This is a genomic window from Staphylococcus americanisciuri, from assembly GCF_024814435.1.
In the GTDB taxonomy this organism is placed as follows: Bacteria; Bacillota; Bacilli; order Staphylococcales; family Staphylococcaceae; genus Staphylococcus; species Staphylococcus americanisciuri.
The window spans coordinates 146,726-165,323 of the sequence record NZ_JANUXY010000006.1; the positions used below are offsets into that span (position 1 = coordinate 146,726).

Annotated in this window: 17 protein-coding genes and 1 tRNA gene; 14 read left to right on the forward strand and 4 right to left on the reverse strand. The window is 37.3% G+C overall.

Going from position 1 to position 18,598, the window contains the following annotated elements; genetic code table 11:
• The first annotated feature begins 144 nt into the window (after positions 1-144).
• The 12 genes from zapA (at position 145) to NXS11_RS07620 (ending at position 13,209) form a co-directional block, all read left to right on the forward strand.
• Positions 145-411: a cell division protein ZapA gene (gene zapA, locus NXS11_RS07565; protein ID WP_259200285.1), complete on the forward strand. Its 267-nt coding sequence runs from the start codon at positions 145-147 to the stop codon at positions 409-411.
• Between the two features lies 1 nt (position 412).
• Positions 413-931 (forward strand): CvpA family protein, encoded by a 519-nt coding sequence (locus NXS11_RS07570; RefSeq protein ID WP_259200286.1) that lies wholly within the window; start codon positions 413-415, stop codon positions 929-931.
• A gap of 188 nt (positions 932-1,119) precedes the next feature.
• Positions 1,120-2,832 (forward strand): DNA polymerase/3'-5' exonuclease PolX, encoded by a 1,713-nt coding sequence (gene polX, locus NXS11_RS07575; RefSeq protein WP_259200288.1) that lies wholly within the window; start codon positions 1,120-1,122, stop codon positions 2,830-2,832.
• Positions 2,833-2,848: 16 nt separating this feature from the next.
• On the forward strand, positions 2,849-5,197 hold the full coding sequence (locus tag NXS11_RS07580; protein WP_259200290.1) for an endonuclease MutS2: 2,349 nt from the start codon (positions 2,849-2,851) through the stop codon (positions 5,195-5,197).
• Between the two features lie 76 nt (positions 5,198-5,273).
• Positions 5,274-5,588, forward strand: coding sequence for a thioredoxin (gene trxA / locus NXS11_RS07585; protein WP_259200291.1), 315 nt, complete (start codon positions 5,274-5,276; stop codon positions 5,586-5,588).
• Positions 5,589-5,776: 188 nt separating this feature from the next.
• The gene (uvrC, locus tag NXS11_RS07590; protein WP_259200293.1) at positions 5,777-7,564 is read left to right on the forward strand and encodes an excinuclease ABC subunit UvrC; all 1,788 of its coding nucleotides are present in this window, start codon (positions 5,777-5,779) and stop codon (positions 7,562-7,564) included.
• 169 nt (positions 7,565-7,733) lie between these two features.
• Positions 7,734-8,345 carry a succinate dehydrogenase cytochrome b558 subunit gene (locus NXS11_RS07595; protein WP_259200294.1) on the forward strand — a complete coding sequence of 204 codons (612 nt, stop codon included), beginning with the start codon at positions 7,734-7,736 and terminating at the stop codon, positions 8,343-8,345.
• Positions 8,346-8,378: 33 nt separating this feature from the next.
• A complete protein-coding gene (gene sdhA / locus NXS11_RS07600; protein ID WP_259200296.1) occupies positions 8,379-10,145 on the forward strand; it encodes a succinate dehydrogenase flavoprotein subunit in 1,767 nt (588 codons plus the stop codon).
• A complete protein-coding gene (sdhB, locus tag NXS11_RS07605) occupies positions 10,145-10,954 on the forward strand; it encodes a succinate dehydrogenase iron-sulfur subunit (RefSeq protein ID WP_259200298.1) in 810 nt (269 codons plus the stop codon). The genes sdhA and sdhB overlap by 1 nt, the downstream gene beginning before the upstream one ends.
• A 360-nt stretch (positions 10,955-11,314) precedes the next feature.
• Positions 11,315-12,112 carry a glutamate racemase gene (gene racE, locus NXS11_RS07610; RefSeq protein WP_259200299.1) on the forward strand — a complete coding sequence of 266 codons (798 nt, stop codon included), beginning with the start codon at positions 11,315-11,317 and terminating at the stop codon, positions 12,110-12,112.
• Between the two features lie 12 nt (positions 12,113-12,124).
• Positions 12,125-12,706 (forward strand): XTP/dITP diphosphatase, encoded by a 582-nt coding sequence (locus tag NXS11_RS07615; RefSeq protein ID WP_259200300.1) that lies wholly within the window; start codon positions 12,125-12,127, stop codon positions 12,704-12,706.
• Positions 12,707-12,708: 2 nt separating this feature from the next.
• Positions 12,709-13,209, forward strand: a complete 501-nt coding sequence (locus NXS11_RS07620) for a YfcE family phosphodiesterase (protein WP_259200302.1) — start codon at positions 12,709-12,711, stop codon at positions 13,207-13,209.
• A gap of 299 nt (positions 13,210-13,508) precedes the next feature.
• Here the strand turns inward: NXS11_RS07620 and NXS11_RS07625 are convergent, their stop codons facing one another.
• Positions 13,509-13,967 (reverse strand): VOC family protein, encoded by a 459-nt coding sequence (locus NXS11_RS07625; RefSeq protein WP_259200303.1) that lies wholly within the window; start codon positions 13,965-13,967, stop codon positions 13,509-13,511.
• Between the two features lie 203 nt (positions 13,968-14,170).
• Here NXS11_RS07625 and NXS11_RS07630 point away from each other — a divergent pair.
• Positions 14,171-14,244 (forward strand) — tRNA-Arg (locus NXS11_RS07630).
• 62 nt (positions 14,245-14,306) lie between these two features.
• Here the strand turns inward: NXS11_RS07630 and NXS11_RS07635 are convergent.
• The 3 genes from NXS11_RS07635 to NXS11_RS07645 all read right to left on the reverse strand — a co-directional run bounded on the left by NXS11_RS07635 (position 14,307) and on the right by NXS11_RS07645 (position 17,379).
• Positions 14,307-15,356, reverse strand: a complete 1,050-nt coding sequence (locus NXS11_RS07635; RefSeq protein WP_259200305.1) for a tyrosine-type recombinase/integrase — start codon at positions 15,354-15,356, stop codon at positions 14,307-14,309.
• A 297-nt stretch (positions 15,357-15,653) separates the two neighbouring features.
• A complete protein-coding gene (locus NXS11_RS07640) occupies positions 15,654-16,625 on the reverse strand; it encodes a DUF6414 family protein (RefSeq protein ID WP_259200307.1) in 972 nt (323 codons plus the stop codon).
• Between the two features lie 22 nt (positions 16,626-16,647).
• Complete coding sequence (locus NXS11_RS07645) at positions 16,648-17,379, reverse strand: XRE family transcriptional regulator (RefSeq protein ID WP_259200309.1); 732 nt, start codon at positions 17,377-17,379, stop codon at positions 16,648-16,650.
• 431 nt (positions 17,380-17,810) lie between these two features.
• On the opposite strand from NXS11_RS07645, the gene NXS11_RS07650 reads away from it, so the two are divergent.
• Entirely contained in the window at positions 17,811-18,032 is a 222-nt protein-coding gene (locus NXS11_RS07650) for a hypothetical protein (protein ID WP_259200311.1), read from the forward strand.
• Positions 18,033-18,598: the final 566 nt, after the last annotated feature.

Here is an 18,598-nt window from a genome sequence, read left to right on the forward strand (position 1 = left end):
CGCTTTCTAATCGTATCCTTATACATACTAACATAAATTAGGAAAATAATTGAATAGATAAAGGAATCATACACAAAACAAATGAAGTCGTGTATAATGTATCGTGATATACAAAATTATTGACAATAGGTTAGGTGAATGTAGATGGGTGAGTTCAAAAACCGAATCAATGTAACGATAAATGATCAGCACTATACGATTGTTGGCGAAGATGATCCAGAACACATTCGCTATGTTGCAGATCTTGTGGATAGTAAAATTCGAGAGTTAGGAAGCCGCAATGCAGGGTTAGACTCCGTGCGCAAATCTGTGTTAACTGCTGTGAATGTTATGCATGAATTGGTGTTGTTGGAGGAAGAAAACGCACGTTTAAGAGAAGAAATTCAGCGCTTAAAGCATCGAGGTAACTAGTATGTTTGCGTTGGGAGTAGGTGTCGTTGTATTCGTCTTTATGATGGTTGGTTTTCATCGCGGGTTGCTTACGAGTGTCTTGCACTTGAGTAGCACGCTATTTGGCTTGTGGATTGCCAAACAATTCTACCAACCGTTCAGCGATTATTTGCGATTATTTTTACCATTTCCTAAAACGCTAGCATATGATGTGCATTATGTGTTATCACTGAATCAACCCGAAATACGCTTTGATCGTATATGTGGCTTTATCTTTATAGTGCTCATCGTCAAAACTTTGATGTACTTAGTATTGAATAGTTTAGCGCCGCTATTTGTTTCAAGAAGACGTGATGTCATAACGCGGCTGCTAGGTGCTCTCGTCAGTGTAGTGTCTGCAATTGTGGTGCTACATTTGGCGAGCTATGTTGCGGTTTTAATACCAGACGTACAGTTGCAAACGCACATTGCACAGTCATGTATTGGACAATGGTTAGTCTTTAACGTGCCACTGTTATCTGAAGTGACATTGAATTTATGATAGCGCAAATGATAGTGTGATTGACAGTTGAAGGTGTACAATCAGCAAGAGGCAATCTATATAAAATGAAGGATAGTGGCAGAAGTAGATCATTTGAAGTATATGTACTTCACATTAGCTGTGCCAAGGTGGGACGATGAAATCTTCAGAGGTTTCTGTCCCATTTCCTTTTTATTGAGGTGAATAAGATGTTAACGAAAAAAGAGATTATACGTTTATTAGAAGAAATTGCGACATATATGGAACTAAAAGGGGAAAATGCGTTCAAGATTTCTGCGTACCGAAAAGCGGCACAAAGTTTAGAAACGGATGAGCGTACGCTTGATGAAATTGAAGATGTAACGACGCTTAAAAACATTGGAAAAGGGGTCGGTGAAGTAATTAATACGTATATTGCAACACAAGAAGCACCTGTGTTAGACGCATTAAAAGCGGAAGTCCCAAGTGGTTTAATCCCACTATTGAAGATTCCTGGACTTGGTAGCAAGCGAATTGCACGTCTATACAAAGAACTAGATATTACCGATAAAGCGTCATTTCAAGCAGCATGTGAAGCCGGTAAAGTGTCAGAACTGAGCGGGTTTGGTAAAAAGACGGAAGAAAAATATTTAGTAGCGGTTAAAGAACTAGGTGCGAAAAAAGACCGTTATCCAATTGATCAAATGATTGGTTTAAATAAAGTGATTAGCGATTATTTAATGCAAATTCCTGATATTGAACGTTTTGAAGTGGCTGGTAGTTTCCGACGTATGAAAGAAATGAGCAAAGATTTGGATTACATTATTAGTACAGAAGCGCCTTTAAAAGTTCAAGCACAACTGTTAGAAATCCCGCAGCTTGTTGAAAAAGTAGCAGTGGGTGAAACAAAAGTCTCATTAACATTGTCATATGATGATGAAACAATCGGTGTCGATTTTCGCATGATTGCGCCTGATGCGTTCTATCATACACTACAACATTTTACCGGTTCTAAAGATCACAATATTCGCATTCGTCAACTTGCAAAAGATAAAGGTGAAAAGGTCAGTGAGTATGGTATTGAACAACCAGATGGTTCATTGTTGCAATTAGAGAGTGAAGAAGCGATTTATAGACATTTTAATACACCATGGATTGCACCAAGCATGCGCGAAGATGGTTCAGAATTCGATAGAGACTTGTCAGCTATTATTACGTTAGAAGATATGCGTGGTGATATTCACATGCATACAACAGCAAGTGATGGGGCATTCAGTTTGCGCGAAATGGTTGAAGCGAATATCGCAAAAGGTTACGACTATATGTGTATTACTGACCATTCCCAAAGTCTGCGTGTCGCAAATGGTTTATCTGTCGAACGCCTTTTAAAACAGCGTGATGAAATTCATACTTTGAATGCAGAATATGATGAAATCGACATTTATTCGGGTATAGAAATGGATATTTTACCAGATGGCACTTTAGATTATGATGATGAAGTACTCGCCCAATTAGACTATGTGATTGCGGCAATTCATCAAAGTTTTAATCAAAGTGAAGCAGAGATTATGAAACGTTTGGAAGTCGCATGCCGTAATCCGTATGTGCGACACATCGCGCATCCAACGGGGAGAATCATTGGTAAGCGTAAAGGGTATGAACCGAATATGGAACAATTAATAGCCCTCTGTCGTGAAACAGGCACGGTATTAGAAATTAACGCTAATCCGAAACGCCTGGATTTGAGCGCAGATGTACTACGTCAAAATCCTGATTTAATGGTAACGATTAATACCGATGCCCACCATCGAGCGCATTTAGATTTTATGAAGTATGGTGTCGCAACAGCACAAAAAGGATGGGTGAAGCGGCAACATGTCTTAAATGCGATGTCTCGAGAAGCATTTCAAACGTTTATAACGCAACCAAAGCAAGGCAAATAGAGATTGAGGGGTTTTTATGAAAACAAAAACTTTAGAAATATTAGAGTTCGATAAGGTCAAAGACAGCATCGCACAAGAAGTGGTCAGTGATCTAGGTCGTGAGAAGGTTCGAGCACTCACACCGGCGACTGATTATGAGACGGTTACATTTCAAATGGATGAGATGGATGAAATTTCTCGAATTTATAATCAATACCGCATTCCGAGTTTGAGTGGTTTATCAGCTGTAGAAACTTATATTAAGCGTGCTCAAATAGGTGGTACATTGAATGTCCAAGAGTTGAATGCGATTAAACGTCTTATACAAGTACAGAACCAATTTAAAACATTTTATAATCAGATTGTTGAAGATGAGGAAGCGGTTTATTATGAGATTCTAGATGGACAAATGCAACGATTACCGGTATTAACACCACTTTATCAATCGATTCATCAAACGTGTGATAGTCATGACTTGTTTGACTCAGCGAGCACAGAACTACAAGCAATTCGCAGTCGCATTTCTAAGACGAATCAACGTGTCAAAGCGCAACTAGATCGCATTGTAAAATCAACAGGAAATCAAAAGAAACTTTCTGACACGTTAGTAACTGTGCGCAATGAGCGTCACGTTATTCCTGTAAAAGCCGAGTACCGACAAGACTTCAATGGGATTGTGCATGACCAATCTGCCTCTGGTCAAACACTGTATATCGAACCGTCATCGGTTGTTGAGATGAATAACCAAGTCAGTCGTTTGCGCAGTGAAGAAGCGACAGAAATCAATCGTATTTTGATGGCACTGACAGCGGAAGTTGCCGTAGAAGCAGAAGGGTGTCTGATTGCTGAAGAGATTATGGGGCATTTGGATTTTTTAATCGCCAAAGCACGTTATGCAGCTAAAATTAAAGGCACGAAGCCGACATTTTCAGAAACGCGCAAAGTATATTTACCAAAGGCATTTCATCCGTTATTAGATAGAGAAACAGTCGTTGCCAATACAATTGAATTTGAAGATAATATTCAAACGGTTATTATTACTGGTCCCAATACAGGCGGGAAAACAGTTACGCTCAAAACACTGGGGCTCATCATTGTAATGGCGCAGTCTGGTCTACTCATTCCCACTTTAGATGGCAGTCAATTGAGTGTATTTGACAATGTGTTCTGTGATATTGGAGATGAACAATCGATTGAACAGTCACTGTCAACATTCTCATCTCATATGAAAACAATTGTTGGTATTTTAGACGAAGCTAATGCGAATAGTTTAATTTTATTTGATGAATTGGGTGCTGGTACAGATCCGAGTGAAGGTGCTGCGCTAGCGATGAGTATTTTAGACCATGTACATTCATTAGGTGCTTTAGTGATGGCAACGACGCACTATCCAGAATTGAAAGCATATAGCTACAATCGAGAAGGTGTGATGAATGCCAGTGTAGAATTTGATGTGGATACGTTGAGCCCAACATACAAATTATTGATGGGTGTACCAGGGCGCTCGAATGCCTTTGATATTTCAAAACGTTTAGGACTCGGTTTGAAGATTATTAATCATGCCAAAACGATGATTGGACAAGATGAGCAAGAAATTAATGAGATGATTGCATCGTTAGAATACAATGCAAAACGCGTTGATGACCAACGTATTGAATTGGATCGCCTTGTACGTGAAGCAGAAACGATTCATCGCGACTTAACAAAACAGTATGACAAGTATCAAAACTTCGAGGCACGCTTGATGGAAGAAGCAAAAGAGAAAGCGAACCAACATGTTAAAGCAGCAACACAAGAAGCGGATGATATTGTGAAGTCCTTGCGTCAAATGCGTGACCAAAAAGGTGCAGAAGTGAAAGAACATGAATTGATTGATAAGAAAAAACAACTTGAAAATCAATACGAAGCGAAGTCTATTAAACAAGATGTGAAGAAACAGCGTTGGGATGAAATTAAAGCTGGCGATGAAGTGAAAGTCTTATCATACGGTCAAAAAGGTGAAGTCTTAGAGCTGCTTGACGATGAGGAAGCAGTTGTCCAAATGGGGATTATTAAGATGAAGCTACCATTGAAAGACTTAGAAAAGAAAGAGAAGACCAAGCAACAACCTAGCAAGATGATTTCACGAACGAATCGTTCCACTGTTAAAATGGAATTGGATTTGCGTGGCTATCGTTATGACGAAGCAATGGTGGCACTTGATCAATATTTAGATCAAGCTGTATTGAGTAACTATGAAGATGTTTATATTATTCATGGTAAAGGAACAGGCGCCTTGCAGAAAGGTGTACAACAACATCTCAAACGCCATAAAAGTGTTGCTGACTATCGCGGTGGTATGCCAAGTGAAGGTGGATTCGGTGTTACAGTCGCCACTTTACGTTAATGAGCATTAAAAGTGAAAGGCATATACCTATTTGTTATAATTTGTTCATCATTAAATATCGAGGAGGCTGTATATTATGGCTATTATTGAAGCAACAGATGCAAAATTCGATCAACAAATAAATGAAGGCGTTAAATTAGTAGATTTCTGGGCAACTTGGTGTGGACCTTGTAAAATGATTGCACCAGTATTAGAAGACTTAGCAGCAGACTATGAAGGTAAAGCAGACATCTTAAAACTAGATGTTGACCAAAACCAAGCAACAGCTGCAAAATTTGAAGTAATGAGTATCCCAACACTTATCGTTTTCAAGGACGGTCAACCAGTAGATAAAGTTGTTGGATTTCAACCTAAAGAAAACTTAGCACAAGTTTTAGATAAACATTTATAAGATGTTAAAGTCGATCGTGTAACAATAATCAATTGTACATTATGACAGCACACGCATTAAGCCTATTCGTAATACAATACGAGTAGGCTTTTCATACGTATATTTTTAGTGGTTGACTGCAAAAAACACGTTCAAGAGGGTAAAGAATATCTGAGGACTTTGCTGTTCAAGTAAGAAGGTGATAATTTTTGGAAGATGTTAAAGAGAATATTAAGAAAAAGTTAAGTGTATTACCTATGGAGCCAGGGTGTTATCTGATGCGAGATCGTCAGAATCAAGTGATATATGTCGGTAAGGCAAAACGCCTGCGGAATCGTGTGCGGTCATATTTTACAGGGTCACATGACACGAAAACGACACGTCTTGTGAGTGAGATTGTCGATTTTGAATATATTGTCACATCGAGTGAAACGGAGTCACTATTGCTTGAATTGAACTTAATCAAAAAGTATCAACCACGGTATAATATTTTATTAAAAGATGGTAAAAGTTATCCGTTTATTAAAATTACAAAAGAGCGGCATCCGAAATTGATTGTAACACGCACAGTGCGCAAAGGAAGCGGGAAATATTTTGGCCCTTATCCCAATGCCTATTCAGCACATGAAACGAAGAAGTTGCTTGATCGCATCTATCCATTTCGCAAATGTGATCATATGCCGAATCGTTTGTGTCTATATTATCATATTGGTCAGTGTCTCGGTCCTTGCGTTTATCCTGTAGCAAATGAAGAATACGAGCGCATGTCACGTGAAATATCGGACTTTTTGAATGGAGAAGATAAGACGATATTGCGTCATTTAGAGACACGTATGCAAGAAGCTAGTGAACAGATGGCATTTGAGCAAGCGAAAGAGTATCGCGATTTGATACAGCATATTCAAAACTTAACGAATAAGCAAAAAGTCATATCCACAGATCAAACGATTCGTGATGTTTTTGGTTATAGTGTAGATAAAGGATGGATGTGTATTCAAGTCTTTTTTGTGCGTCAAGGCAATCTCATTGAACGAGAAGCAACGATGTTTCCATTACAACAAACGCCAGAAGAAGAATTTTATACATTTATTGGGCAGTTCTATCAAATAAACCAGCACTTTGTACCGAAAGAGGTACATGTACCAAAAGGACTGGATACAGAAATGATCCGCTCAGTTGTTGATACTACGATATTGATGCCACAGCGTGGTCAGAAGAAACAACTAGTAGACTTGGCGAATAAAAATGCACATATCGCACTCGACAACAAGTTTGAACTTATTGCACGAGATGAATCTCGAACAATTAAAGCGATTGAAGGTCTTGGTGAAGCGATGGGGATTCAAACGCCGATTCGTATCGAAGCTTTTGATAACTCTAATATTCAAGGTGTGGATCCTGTTTCTGCTATGGTTACATTCGTGGATGGTAAACCAGACAAAAAAGGTTATCGTAAATACAAAGTCAAAACAGTTGAAGGTCCGGATGATTATAAGACAATGCGAGAGATTGTGAGACGACGCTATACACGGGTCTTGAGTGAAGGGCTTCCATTACCTGACTTGATTATTGTCGATGGTGGTAAGGGACATATGTCTGGTGTCATAGATGTATTGGAAAATGAACTGGGATTAGATATACCCGTTGCGGGCTTAGCGAAGAACGACAGACATCAAACAGCAGAATTATTGTATGGCCATGAAGCCGAAATAATTGCTCTTAAAAAGAACAGTCAAGCTTTTTATTTACTTCAGCGAATACAAGATGAAGTCCATCGTTTTGCAATTACGTTTCATCGTCAAACACGTCGTAAAACAGGTATGCAATCGGTGTTAGATAATATAGAAGGCATCGGTCCAAAACGCAAAGCCAACTTATTGCGTAAGTTCGGTTCGATAAAGACAATGCGAGAAGCAAGTATTGAAGAATTGCAAGGGGCAGGGCTCCCTAAACAAGCAGCGGAGAATGTGTTTCATGCATTGCACAGTACATCATGACAAAATCGGGTGTGAGAATCATTCTCATACCCAATTTTGTCACATTTAGTGTTACAATAATAGTGAATTGATTTCTTTTTTTTACACGTTTATGCAAACGTTTTCTAAAGGCAAGGGCATTCGCCAAAAAAGAAGTCAAAAATTAATAGTATCGCAGGGGGGACTTCCTTTGACACAATCAAAGAACCAATTCTACCTTAGACGTCTACACTCGTTGCTTGGTGTTGTGCCACTAGGTGCATTCTTATTAGTACATTTAATGGTTAACCATCAAGCTACTCAGGGGGTAGAAGCATTTAACAAAGCGGCAGGCTTTATGGACTCATTACCGTTTTTGTATGCTTTGGAGATTATTATGATTTATATTCCAATCTTATATCATGCGGTGTACGGTGTGCATATTGCATTTACCGCGAGCCATAATATTGGCCATTATTCATATATGCGTAACTGGATGTTCTTATTCCAACGTTTATCTGGATTGTTAACGTTCATCTTCGTTATGGTTCATATGTGGCAAACACGTATCCAAAAGTTAATGGGACATGAAGTAAACTTCGATATGATTCATGATATTGTGACAAATCCATTGTGGTTAGTTTTCTATATCGTGTGTATCGTAGCAGTAGTATTTCACTTTGCGAATGGCTTATGGTCATTCTTAGTGACTTGGGGTATTCTACAGTCACCAAAGTCACAACGTATTTTTACATGGGTATCATTAGTGATTTTCTTAGTAGTATCATACATCGGTGTAAGTGCGATCTTAGCGTTCTTATAAGCGGTTTAATCATTTCAGGGGAGTGACTATTTTATGGCAGAGAAGAAAATTATTGTTGTCGGTGGTGGCCTTGCAGGGCTCATGTCAACAATTAAAGCAGCAGAACAAGGTGCACACGTTGACTTGTTCTCAATCGTTCCAGTTAAACGCTCTCACTCAGTTTGTGCACAAGGCGGTATCAACGGGGCAGTCAACACAAAGGGTGAAGGAGATTCACCATGGATTCATTTTGATGATACGGTATATGGTGGCGATTTCTTAGCTGACCAGCCACCTGTTCAGAAGATGACAGAAGCTGCACCTAAGATTATCCATTTACTTGATCGCATGGGTGTTATGTTTAATAGAACGAGTGAAGGTTTATTAGATTTCCGTCGTTTTGGTGGGACACTTCATCACAGAACGGCATTTGCAGGTGCGACGACAGGACAACAATTATTGTATGCATTAGATGAGCAAGTGCGTAGCTTTGAGGTAGACGGACTTGTAACGAAATATGAAGGATGGGAATTCCTAGGTGTTGTTAAAGATGACGACAATGCAGCGCGTGGAATCGTTGCACAAAATATTACAACATCTGAGATTAAGTCATTTGGCTCTGATGCAGTTATTATGGCAACTGGAGGCCCAGGAATTATCTTCGGCAGAACAACGAACTCAATGATTAATACAGGTTCAGCTGCATCTATTGTTTATCAACAAGGGGTACAATATGCGAACGGTGAGTTTATCCAAATCCACCCAACAGCAATTCCTGGCGATGACAAACTACGTCTTATGTCAGAATCAGCTCGTGGTGAAGGTGGACGTATTTGGACATATAAAGACGGTAAGCCATGGTATTTCTTAGAGGAAAAATATCCTGACTATGGTAACTTGGTGCCACGTGATATTGCAACACGTGAAATATTTGACGTCTGTGTGAACCAAAAACTCGGTATCAACGGTGAAAACATGGTATACCTTGACTTATCACACAAAGATCCACATGAGTTGGACGTCAAACTTGGTGGTATCATTGAAATTTATGAAAAATTCACAGGTGATGATCCACGCAAAGTACCAATGAAAATCTTCCCAGCAGTTCACTACTCAATGGGTGGTTTATATGTAGATTATGACCAAATGACTAATATCGACGGTCTATTTGCAGCTGGGGAATGTGATTTCTCACAACACGGCGGTAACCGATTGGGTGCAAACTCATTACTATCAGCAATCTACGGTGGAACAGTTGCAGGACCAAATGCTGTGAAGTATATTCAAAACGTTGAAAAGTCTTATGTTGATATGGATGATAAAATGTATCAACAACGTGTTGATGAAGAACAAGCACGCTTTGATAAGCTTTTGAATATGAAAGGGACAGAGAACGCATATAAATTACACCGTGAACTGGGTGAAATCATGACAGCTAACGTAACAGTTGTTCGTGATAATAAGCGTTTGTTAGAAACAGACAAGAAAATTGTTGAATTGATGAAACGATATGAAGATATCGATATGGAAGATACATCACAATGGAGTAACCAAGCTGTTTTCTTCACACGTCAATTGTGGAACATGCTTGTGTTGGCACGTGTTATCACAATCGGTGCATACAACCGTAACGAATCTCGTGGTGCACACTACAAACCAGAATTCCCAGAGCGTAACGATGAAGAGTGGTTGAAGCATACATTGGCGCAATACCAAGGTCCGCACGAAAAACCAGCCTTTACGTATAAGCCTGTTGATGTTAGCTTAATCCCACCTCGTAAACGTGACTACACAAGTAAGTCAAAAGGGGGTAAAAAATAATGACTAACACAAAAGAACAAGTTACAGCACAACAACCCAACCAAAATACGAATAGAACGGTAACATTAATCATCAAGCGTCAAAAAGATGAGCACTCACAACCTTATGAAGAGACATTCGTGATTCCTTATCGCGATAACATGAATGTCATCGCTTGCTTGATGGAAATTCAACGTAACCCATATAACGATAAAGGGGAAAAAACAACGCCTGTAACTTGGGATATGAACTGTTTAGAAGAAGTATGTGGCGCATGTTCAATGGTGATTAACGGTCGTGCACGTCAATCATGTTCAGCAATCGTTGATCAACTTGAACAGCCTATTCGTTTGGAACCAATGAGTACGTTCCCTGTTATTCGCGACTTACAAGTGGATCGTACGCGCATGTTCGATAACTTGAAACGCATGAAAGCTTGGGTACCTATTGATGGTACGTATGATTTGGGTCCAGGGCCACGTATGCCTGAGAAGAAACGTCAAACAGCATATGAATTGTCAAAATGTATGACATGCGGTGTCTGCTTGGAAGTATGTCCGAACGTTACACGTAATAACAGCTTTGTTGGCGGACAAGCGATTTCACAAGTGCGTTTGTTCAACTTGCATCCAACAGGCTCTATGACAAAAGATGAGCGCTTGAATGCACTAATGGATATGGGAGGTCTGCAAGCTTGTGGTAACTCACAAAACTGTGTACAAGCTTGTCCAAAAGGCATTCCATTGACAACATCAATCGCAGCACTTAATAGAGAAACAACTTTCCACATGTTCAAATCATTCTTTGGTTCTGATCATTTAGTGGATTAATAGAAAGAATAGATGAGTAAGGCTGGAGCATAGCGCTGTTCCAGCCTTACTTTATGGATTTTGGTCAAATTTTACGAGCATAGGCATCGTATTTGTTAAAAAGCTTTTGCTATCTTATCTAGCTAGACTAAGAAAGAGTAAAAAACGTACTTTCATGCCAGTCAGCTACTGCTTTTTATAACATGCTCCTTACTTTTGATATTGTTTTCTATTAATATTCCGGCTTGTATTTTTTTATCACGGACAGACAAGTAATGAAAAGGTGTTAATAGAGCGCTATTTCAAGGTTTGACTTTCTAGCATACATGTAACATCAATGATAAAATGGTCATTAAGACATGTAGAGAAGAGGGAATAGCCATGGAAAGACCAATTGGTGTCATGGATTCAGGTGTGGGTGGATTAACTGTTGCAAAGGAAATCATACGTCAGCTTCCTAATGAAACGATTTATTATCTTGGGGATGTAGGACGTTGCCCATATGGTCCAAGAAGTGCGGATGAAGTGAGAGATTTCACGATACAAATGGCAGAATTTCTTACCCAGTACAATATCAAGCTGTTGGTTATTGCTTGTAATACAGCAACAGCTGTCGCACTAGAACCATTACAAAAGCAATTAAAAATACCAGTAATTGGCGTGATAGAACCAGGTGCACGTACAGCTATTATGACTACTAAAAATCAAAAAGTATTAGTCTTAGGAACAGAAGGGACGATTAAGTCAGAAGCATATCGTCATCAGATTAATCGTATCAATCCACATGTAGAAGTACGTGGTGTTGCATGCCCCGGGTTTGTGCCTCTGGTTGAAGAGATGAAATATAAAGATCCGACGATAACAAGTATTATTATGCACCAAACTTTGAAACGCTGGCGTCAGTATGATGCGGATACGGTCATTCTTGGATGTACGCATTATCCATTGTTGTATCAGCCGATTTATGATTATTTTGGTAAGTGTAAAGTTGTCATTTCCTCAGGGCTTGAAACTGCGCGTGAAGTGAGTGCTTTATTGACATTTAGTCATGAGCATGCACATTATCATCCAAATCCTCAACATCGCTTCTTTGCAAATGGTGATGTGACACATATGACGTATATTATTAAAGAATGGTTAAAAATCGATGCAGAAGTTCAAAAAATAACATTGAAATAGGAGGGATGCACAATGGCACAAATTGTCATTGCATCATCAAATCAAGGAAAAATTAATGATTTTAAAATGATATTTCGTGATGATGAAGTGGTGGGTATCGATTCACTTATCACTGGTTTTGACGTCGAAGAAACAGGGACAACATTTGAAGAAAATGCACGTTTAAAGTCTGAAGCAGCTGCCAAAGAACTTGGCAAAACAGTAATCGCTGATGATAGCGGTCTGGAAGTAGTTGCATTGAATGGTGAACCTGGTATCTATTCGGCGCGTTATGCAGGCGAAGCAAAGGATGATGATGCCAATATCGATAAGTTGCTGGAAAAGTTAGGCTCAGAAACACAGCGCTCTGCACGTTTTGTGTGTGTGATTAGTATGACGACGGCTGAAGGTGAGACACACACATTTAAAGGGACAGTTGATGGAGAAATTACACTACAACGCAATGGAGACAATGGCTTTGGGTATGATCCTGTTTTCTATGTGCCAAGCAAAAATAAAACAATGGCACAATTAACTGCGGAAGAGAAAGCAGAAATCAGCCATAGACGCAAAGCTATCGACAAACTACAAGCATTTATTCAAGGTGATGAGTAAGTATGAAAAAGTATATAGCAGTGAGTGATAACCACTCAGAAACTGGCATTTTATATAATATCTATGAACATCATGATGATGCAGATGCTTTCTTTCATCTCGGTGATTCAGAATTTAAATATGATGATACTGAGTTAGCACTTTATCAACGTGTGAAAGGGAATATGGACTTTTATCCCGAATTTCCAGAAACAGCAGTTGCACAATTTGATGATGTAACATTATTTTTAACACACGGTCATCTATTTGGGGTGAACCGTTCTAGAGAAATGATTGCTGACCAAGCACATCAACAAGGCGCACAATTTGCATTGTATGGTCATACGCATGTGGCGCGCTATGAAAAAATAAATGGAATCCACGTCATCAATCCAGGAAGTATTTCACAATCACGTAGTCATGTAGAGGAAACCTATGCAGAAATCAAATACGATGATGCACATGGTGTAGTGAATTTTAGAAATCGTGACCATCAGATTTTACAAAGTATAGAGTTAAAATAGAAGGTCATTAAAAATAGGCATCGAATACAACAAAGAAACTGCCCAAAGACTATGTACATCAGTAGTTGAACTAACAAAATCAGGCGCTATATCTTTTGTGGTGGGGTGGCATGATAAGCCATTCTGCCTTTTTACTGTAGAAGCTGAACAGCCTAAAAAAGTGCACAAAAATAGCCATCATTTACTTTAATCCATTTTGATGGCTATTTTTTACTGCGTTTTTATTTAAAAAAATAATAAGAAAATAAAAGCAATATTATTTATTTAACTGATATGTGCATAGCGATAGCAAATGAATACTATTGATGTTGTTGTGCCATTTTTTCATAATCTGTACCATGTAACATCCAACGAACGCCATATTTGTCAGTGAACACACCCATTTTGCCACCCCAGAATTGTTCTTCAAATGGCAGTTCAATATTAATACTTTCATGGTCTTTCACACGGTCGTACAAAGCTTGAATCTCTTTTGCGTCCGCTTCATTTGTAATATCATAATCTAACATCAAAGAAATTGCACCATTCAATTGTCCTGTTTTACCAAATGAATCGGCAGCATACAGTTGTGTACCACCGATTACAAATACGGCATGCATCGTTGCTGATTCTGCTTGTGTTTCATCTAAACCAAATTGACTAGCTTGTTCTTTAGTAACTGGTAAACGTATTACATCTGTTGCACCAAAAACATCTTCATAATACGTTAATGCTTCTTTTGTATTTTCAAAAGCTAAATATGGATATAAGTTTGTCATAATCAATCTCCTTTTTTTGAATTCTTTTATACTATAACTGATTTGAGGATTAATTGATATATTTTTGTATTTAATGCATTGCTGAAACTCATTGAATGCAAATCATTGTAAAATTCCTTGATATAGGTTAAAAGAAAATAAATTTCCAAAGTGTGTTGTTGATTTATTTATGAGAGTTAGTTATAATTAACTTTGTGTTAAAAGTCCTGGTAGCTCAGCTGGATAGAGCAATGGCCTTCTAAGCCATCGGTCGGGGGTTCGAATCCCTCCCAGGACGTTATTTAAAACCGAAACCCCTTGATGTTAAAGGTTTTTGTATTTGCAAGTGTCAAAAAAGTGTCAAGAAAAAATTTCTCTGACACGTTGACCTTGCTCTTTTTTATGTTCTTCTAACAAATGTGAGTACACGTCTAAAGTTATTGAGATGTTGTAGTGCCCTAACCTTTTACTGATATATTCAATCGGTATTCCTTTAGAAAGTAGGTAAGAGGTGTGAGTGTGTCTTAGTGAGTAAGGTGTTATGCCGTCATCATTTAGCCCTACGCTTTTCTTAGCATAATTAAATGATTTACTCACTGCGGTATGGCTAAGTTTGAAAATTTTACCATCAACCTGTTTAGGGAGTTTAGCTAATTTAGACTTTATAGTTTTAATATCTTTTTTAGGAACTTCCACGAATCGATCCGCATTATTGGTTTTAGTGCCTCTCAAATGAATGAGCCCGTCTTTTTCATTTAAATCTATAGGAACCATATTGATTGCGTCGCTAAATCTAGCGCCTGTTATCGCTAAAATAAAAAGAAAAATATAACTTTCTTCATCACGGTTTTTAAAGTATTGGATTAAATCTAAATAATTTTTAGTACTTATATACTTTTTTTCTTCTCGTTTAGGTTGTTTTGTGCCTTTCAAATCTATTTGATAAGTCGGGTCTTTTCTTAAATAACCGTCATATACTGCGTCTTTTATACAACGTGATAAACATCCGTGTACTTTTCTCACTGTTTCTGTCGTTCTTCCCTGACCAAATTCGTTCAAAAATTTTTGGTATTCAGAACGTTTGATATTCTTGATTAAAAAATCATAACCGAAGTATTCATTGAATAGCTTTAGAGAGCGCTCATACCAATAGTACTGTTTGGACGAAACTTGTTTTTTATTTTTTATTTCTAACCAGTCAGTATAATACTCAGAAAATGTCTTATTATCTTCTACAAAATTACCATCTGCTAAGTCGCGAATAAGTTGTTGTGCAGCATTGATTGCTTCTGCTTTAGTTTTAAAACCAGACTTTCTCTTTTTGCCTGATTTGAAAGAGGGGTGCTTTACGTCATACTGCCAGCTAGTCGATTTTTTGTTTTTCCTTTTTGATACTGTGAATGAAGTCATTCGTATCACTCCTTTTAAGAACGTATGTTCTGTTTATTTGTAAAAAATATATAGGGTAGGCGGGCTACCCAGTATATCTAAAATTACATATCGACAGTAATTGTGTTATAATCGTACTAAAGACAGGTGGTGCTAATTATGATTAAATTAGTTAAAAGTAAAATCAATCTAATTGAAAAAGAACGCATAAGTATGTCAAAAAGTCACCGAACAAACTATGAAACTATGAAACAAAGAAACTTAAAGCATAGGTTATATGAGAACAAAAGCAATCTTCAGAAACATGTTGAAAAAGAACTATTCAGGCACTTTTGAGAATTCTAAACCAATTGGTTGGATTATATCAAAGGTGTCCTTTTCGTTTAAGTTTAATATTGAGCTAAGGTATATCATTAACATACCTTGAGTTCCTTCTGAAAGAAAACCTTGTTTATCAGAACTTTTGTTTTGAAAGTCAGTTACACTAGATATTTTTTCTGTTATAGTTATCTTTCTACCAAAACCTTTTAAATTTATTTTGTTTGCTAAAGATATGGTTTCACCTGGAATACGCAAATGTTCTCTGTCTCCAATCAGTATGGTATTATCTTTGTTTAAAATTATTTTATGACCCAAAGTGACATTTAAATGTTTGGTCATCTCATTAAAAGTTTTCATTGCATACAGTTCCTTAAAGCTATTATAAAAACTTTTTAACTCGGTTGAGTTTTGAAAGTGGCGTGGAATTTTATTTGATCCTGGATTTGAAAGGTACTTTTCTGCGCTTTTAAATTTATCTTCTAAAGATTTAATACTCGGTAATTCAAGTCGATCATTAATGTATGGGAGTTGTCGAAGTAAATCTGTGTCAAATATTTTAGAAGAAGTGTGTAGATCTAATACGCTGTAACTATCGTCAATAGCAACAAAATCAAATTGATTGCTATCTTTTAATTTTTTTATTGCTTTTTTTGATTTCAATTCATCATGTACTTTATTGTATAAGAAGTCATCGTAAGCTTTTTTTATCCCCATTTTGAAAGTGTCATTATTCATGAATTGAACAGTTTTATTTTCAAACGTAGAATTTTCAGCAGTTCCACTAACATTTGTAGCACTGATTCCTAATTTCGCAGAGTTACTTTTCTTTTCATTGCTACCATAGTTATCAGTTATATTTTCACCTCTAACTTCTGCTTTCTCATCAATTATTTCAAGTATATTACCTTCAAATAATTGAGCTGAGATACTTGAAATAGAATCAGTATCTAAATATAGAAAATCTTTCATCACGATCACTCCTTTTTATTTGCTATAAAATCACTTTGCCAACAAGTTTCACACCTTCATTTTCATAAAAGTGAAGGTCTTTGTATTTTTTGTTCAATGATATTAAAGTGAGTCTATCATCTTCAACACGCACTTTTTTTACAAAGGATTCTCCATTAATGATGAAAACCCCAATTTGCCCATTTTTGATGTCGTGTGTTTTTTCAACAAAGATAATCTCTCCGTTTTCAAACATTGGTTCCATCGAATCTCCATTAACTTGAAGTGCTAAGTCGTGTGGTGGTATATAACCTTTGACATTAACTTTAAATCTTGGTTCATCAAAGAGTTGTTCTCCAATACCAGCGGAAGCATAACCGTTAATAGATGTTTCTTGGATAATGTCTCCTTTATAATCGTCTAGGTCGATTACATCATTTGTGCGCTCGTTCTGTATTTCCAATTGATGTTTAGCGTATGTGAGAACGTGTTTTTGACGATAGGGTGTTAATTGATTATATATAGTAGTGATTGACTTGGTGTGTTCTTCTTTGTGCTTATCATCATATAAATCATTTATCATAACATCAAAATACTCTGCTAATATTTTCGCAGTGGATAAACGAGGTTCTTCTTTTTCATTTTCCCATTTGGATATTTTTCCTTTAGTTAGTTTCATAGATTCAGGATATTTTTTGTTTAAATCATTGGCTAACTCTTCCATAGTTAGGTTATTGCTGTTTCTCAACATTTTAAGACCTTTGCCAATTCCCATGTCAAAAACCCCCATATTATAAGATACTTTTATTATATGAGTTTCGTTTTCGAAACACAAGAAATTTTTCTAAATAAAGTTGTTGACATCGAAACTTTTATATTGTATTCTTAACCTAAGTTATCGCAAACGAAACAAAGGAGGAGGCTAGATGATAAGTGAAAAGGTTGAAAAAAAGAGCGTTACAATGAAAAAATGTTGATGATAGCCGTCGCAGGGCTCATCATACAAATACTAACACTCATTGCAACACTCATACTAACTAGGTAAGGGCGTAAGCCCTTTACCTCATTATAAATGGAGGTACTAAAGATGGCAAACATAAAAAAAGAGAAAGTTATTTTTGTAATATTCATATTGACTTTGATATTATCAGTAATTAATCTTATATTATTACTGACTTTATAAAATTACAGCCTCATTCCGAAAATATGAACAGTTACAATGAATTATACAATGCAATAAAAAAACTCATTGATAGCAAAGAAATATCCAGTTATCAAATAAATAAAGATACTGGAGTAAGTTATGGCAATATAAATGCTATGCGTCGTGGTGAAAGAAGCATAGAGAATTTGACTTTGAAGAATGCCAAAACACTTTATGAGTATCAAAAACACCTGGAAGAAAACACAGCCCCACCTGGTGAATAGGTGGGGTTTATATAAGTGCTCCCGGCATGGGTAATAACTTGACGGTGAAAGTCTGTTACAGGCTTGGTAGTAGGAACTGTTAGCGAAAGACAAGGGTGTCCATTGTGAAGTGGAATCTGAAGGAAGTCGGACGCAAACACTCGCACTGACGAACAGAAATATCATATAAGGCTATGTAGAATGGACGAATCTGCTTAACAAGATAAAGTCCGATACTACCCGAGTTCTATATAGTAAATGATGCAGTGACGTGAGTGGAAAGTGATTACGCTTACCCGGGGAGGTCTCATCAGCGATGGAAGTCGTAGTAACAACGAATGATGAGAAGTCAGCAGAGGTCATAATAGGTAGAAATACTGAAGGACTGAACAATATTCATACAAAGTAAAGAATGGAGGTTATAGATTTACGATGTACAGAAAACGGGTATACCCGGCAGCTTATAGAAAGATAAGTAGTGGAACGAAAAAGGATATATAAGTGTGTACAGTAAATCTTAGGTGAAATGAAAGAAATGTATCGTGAGTCTCCAACATTAATGGAGCTTGTTGTAAGACCAAGTAACA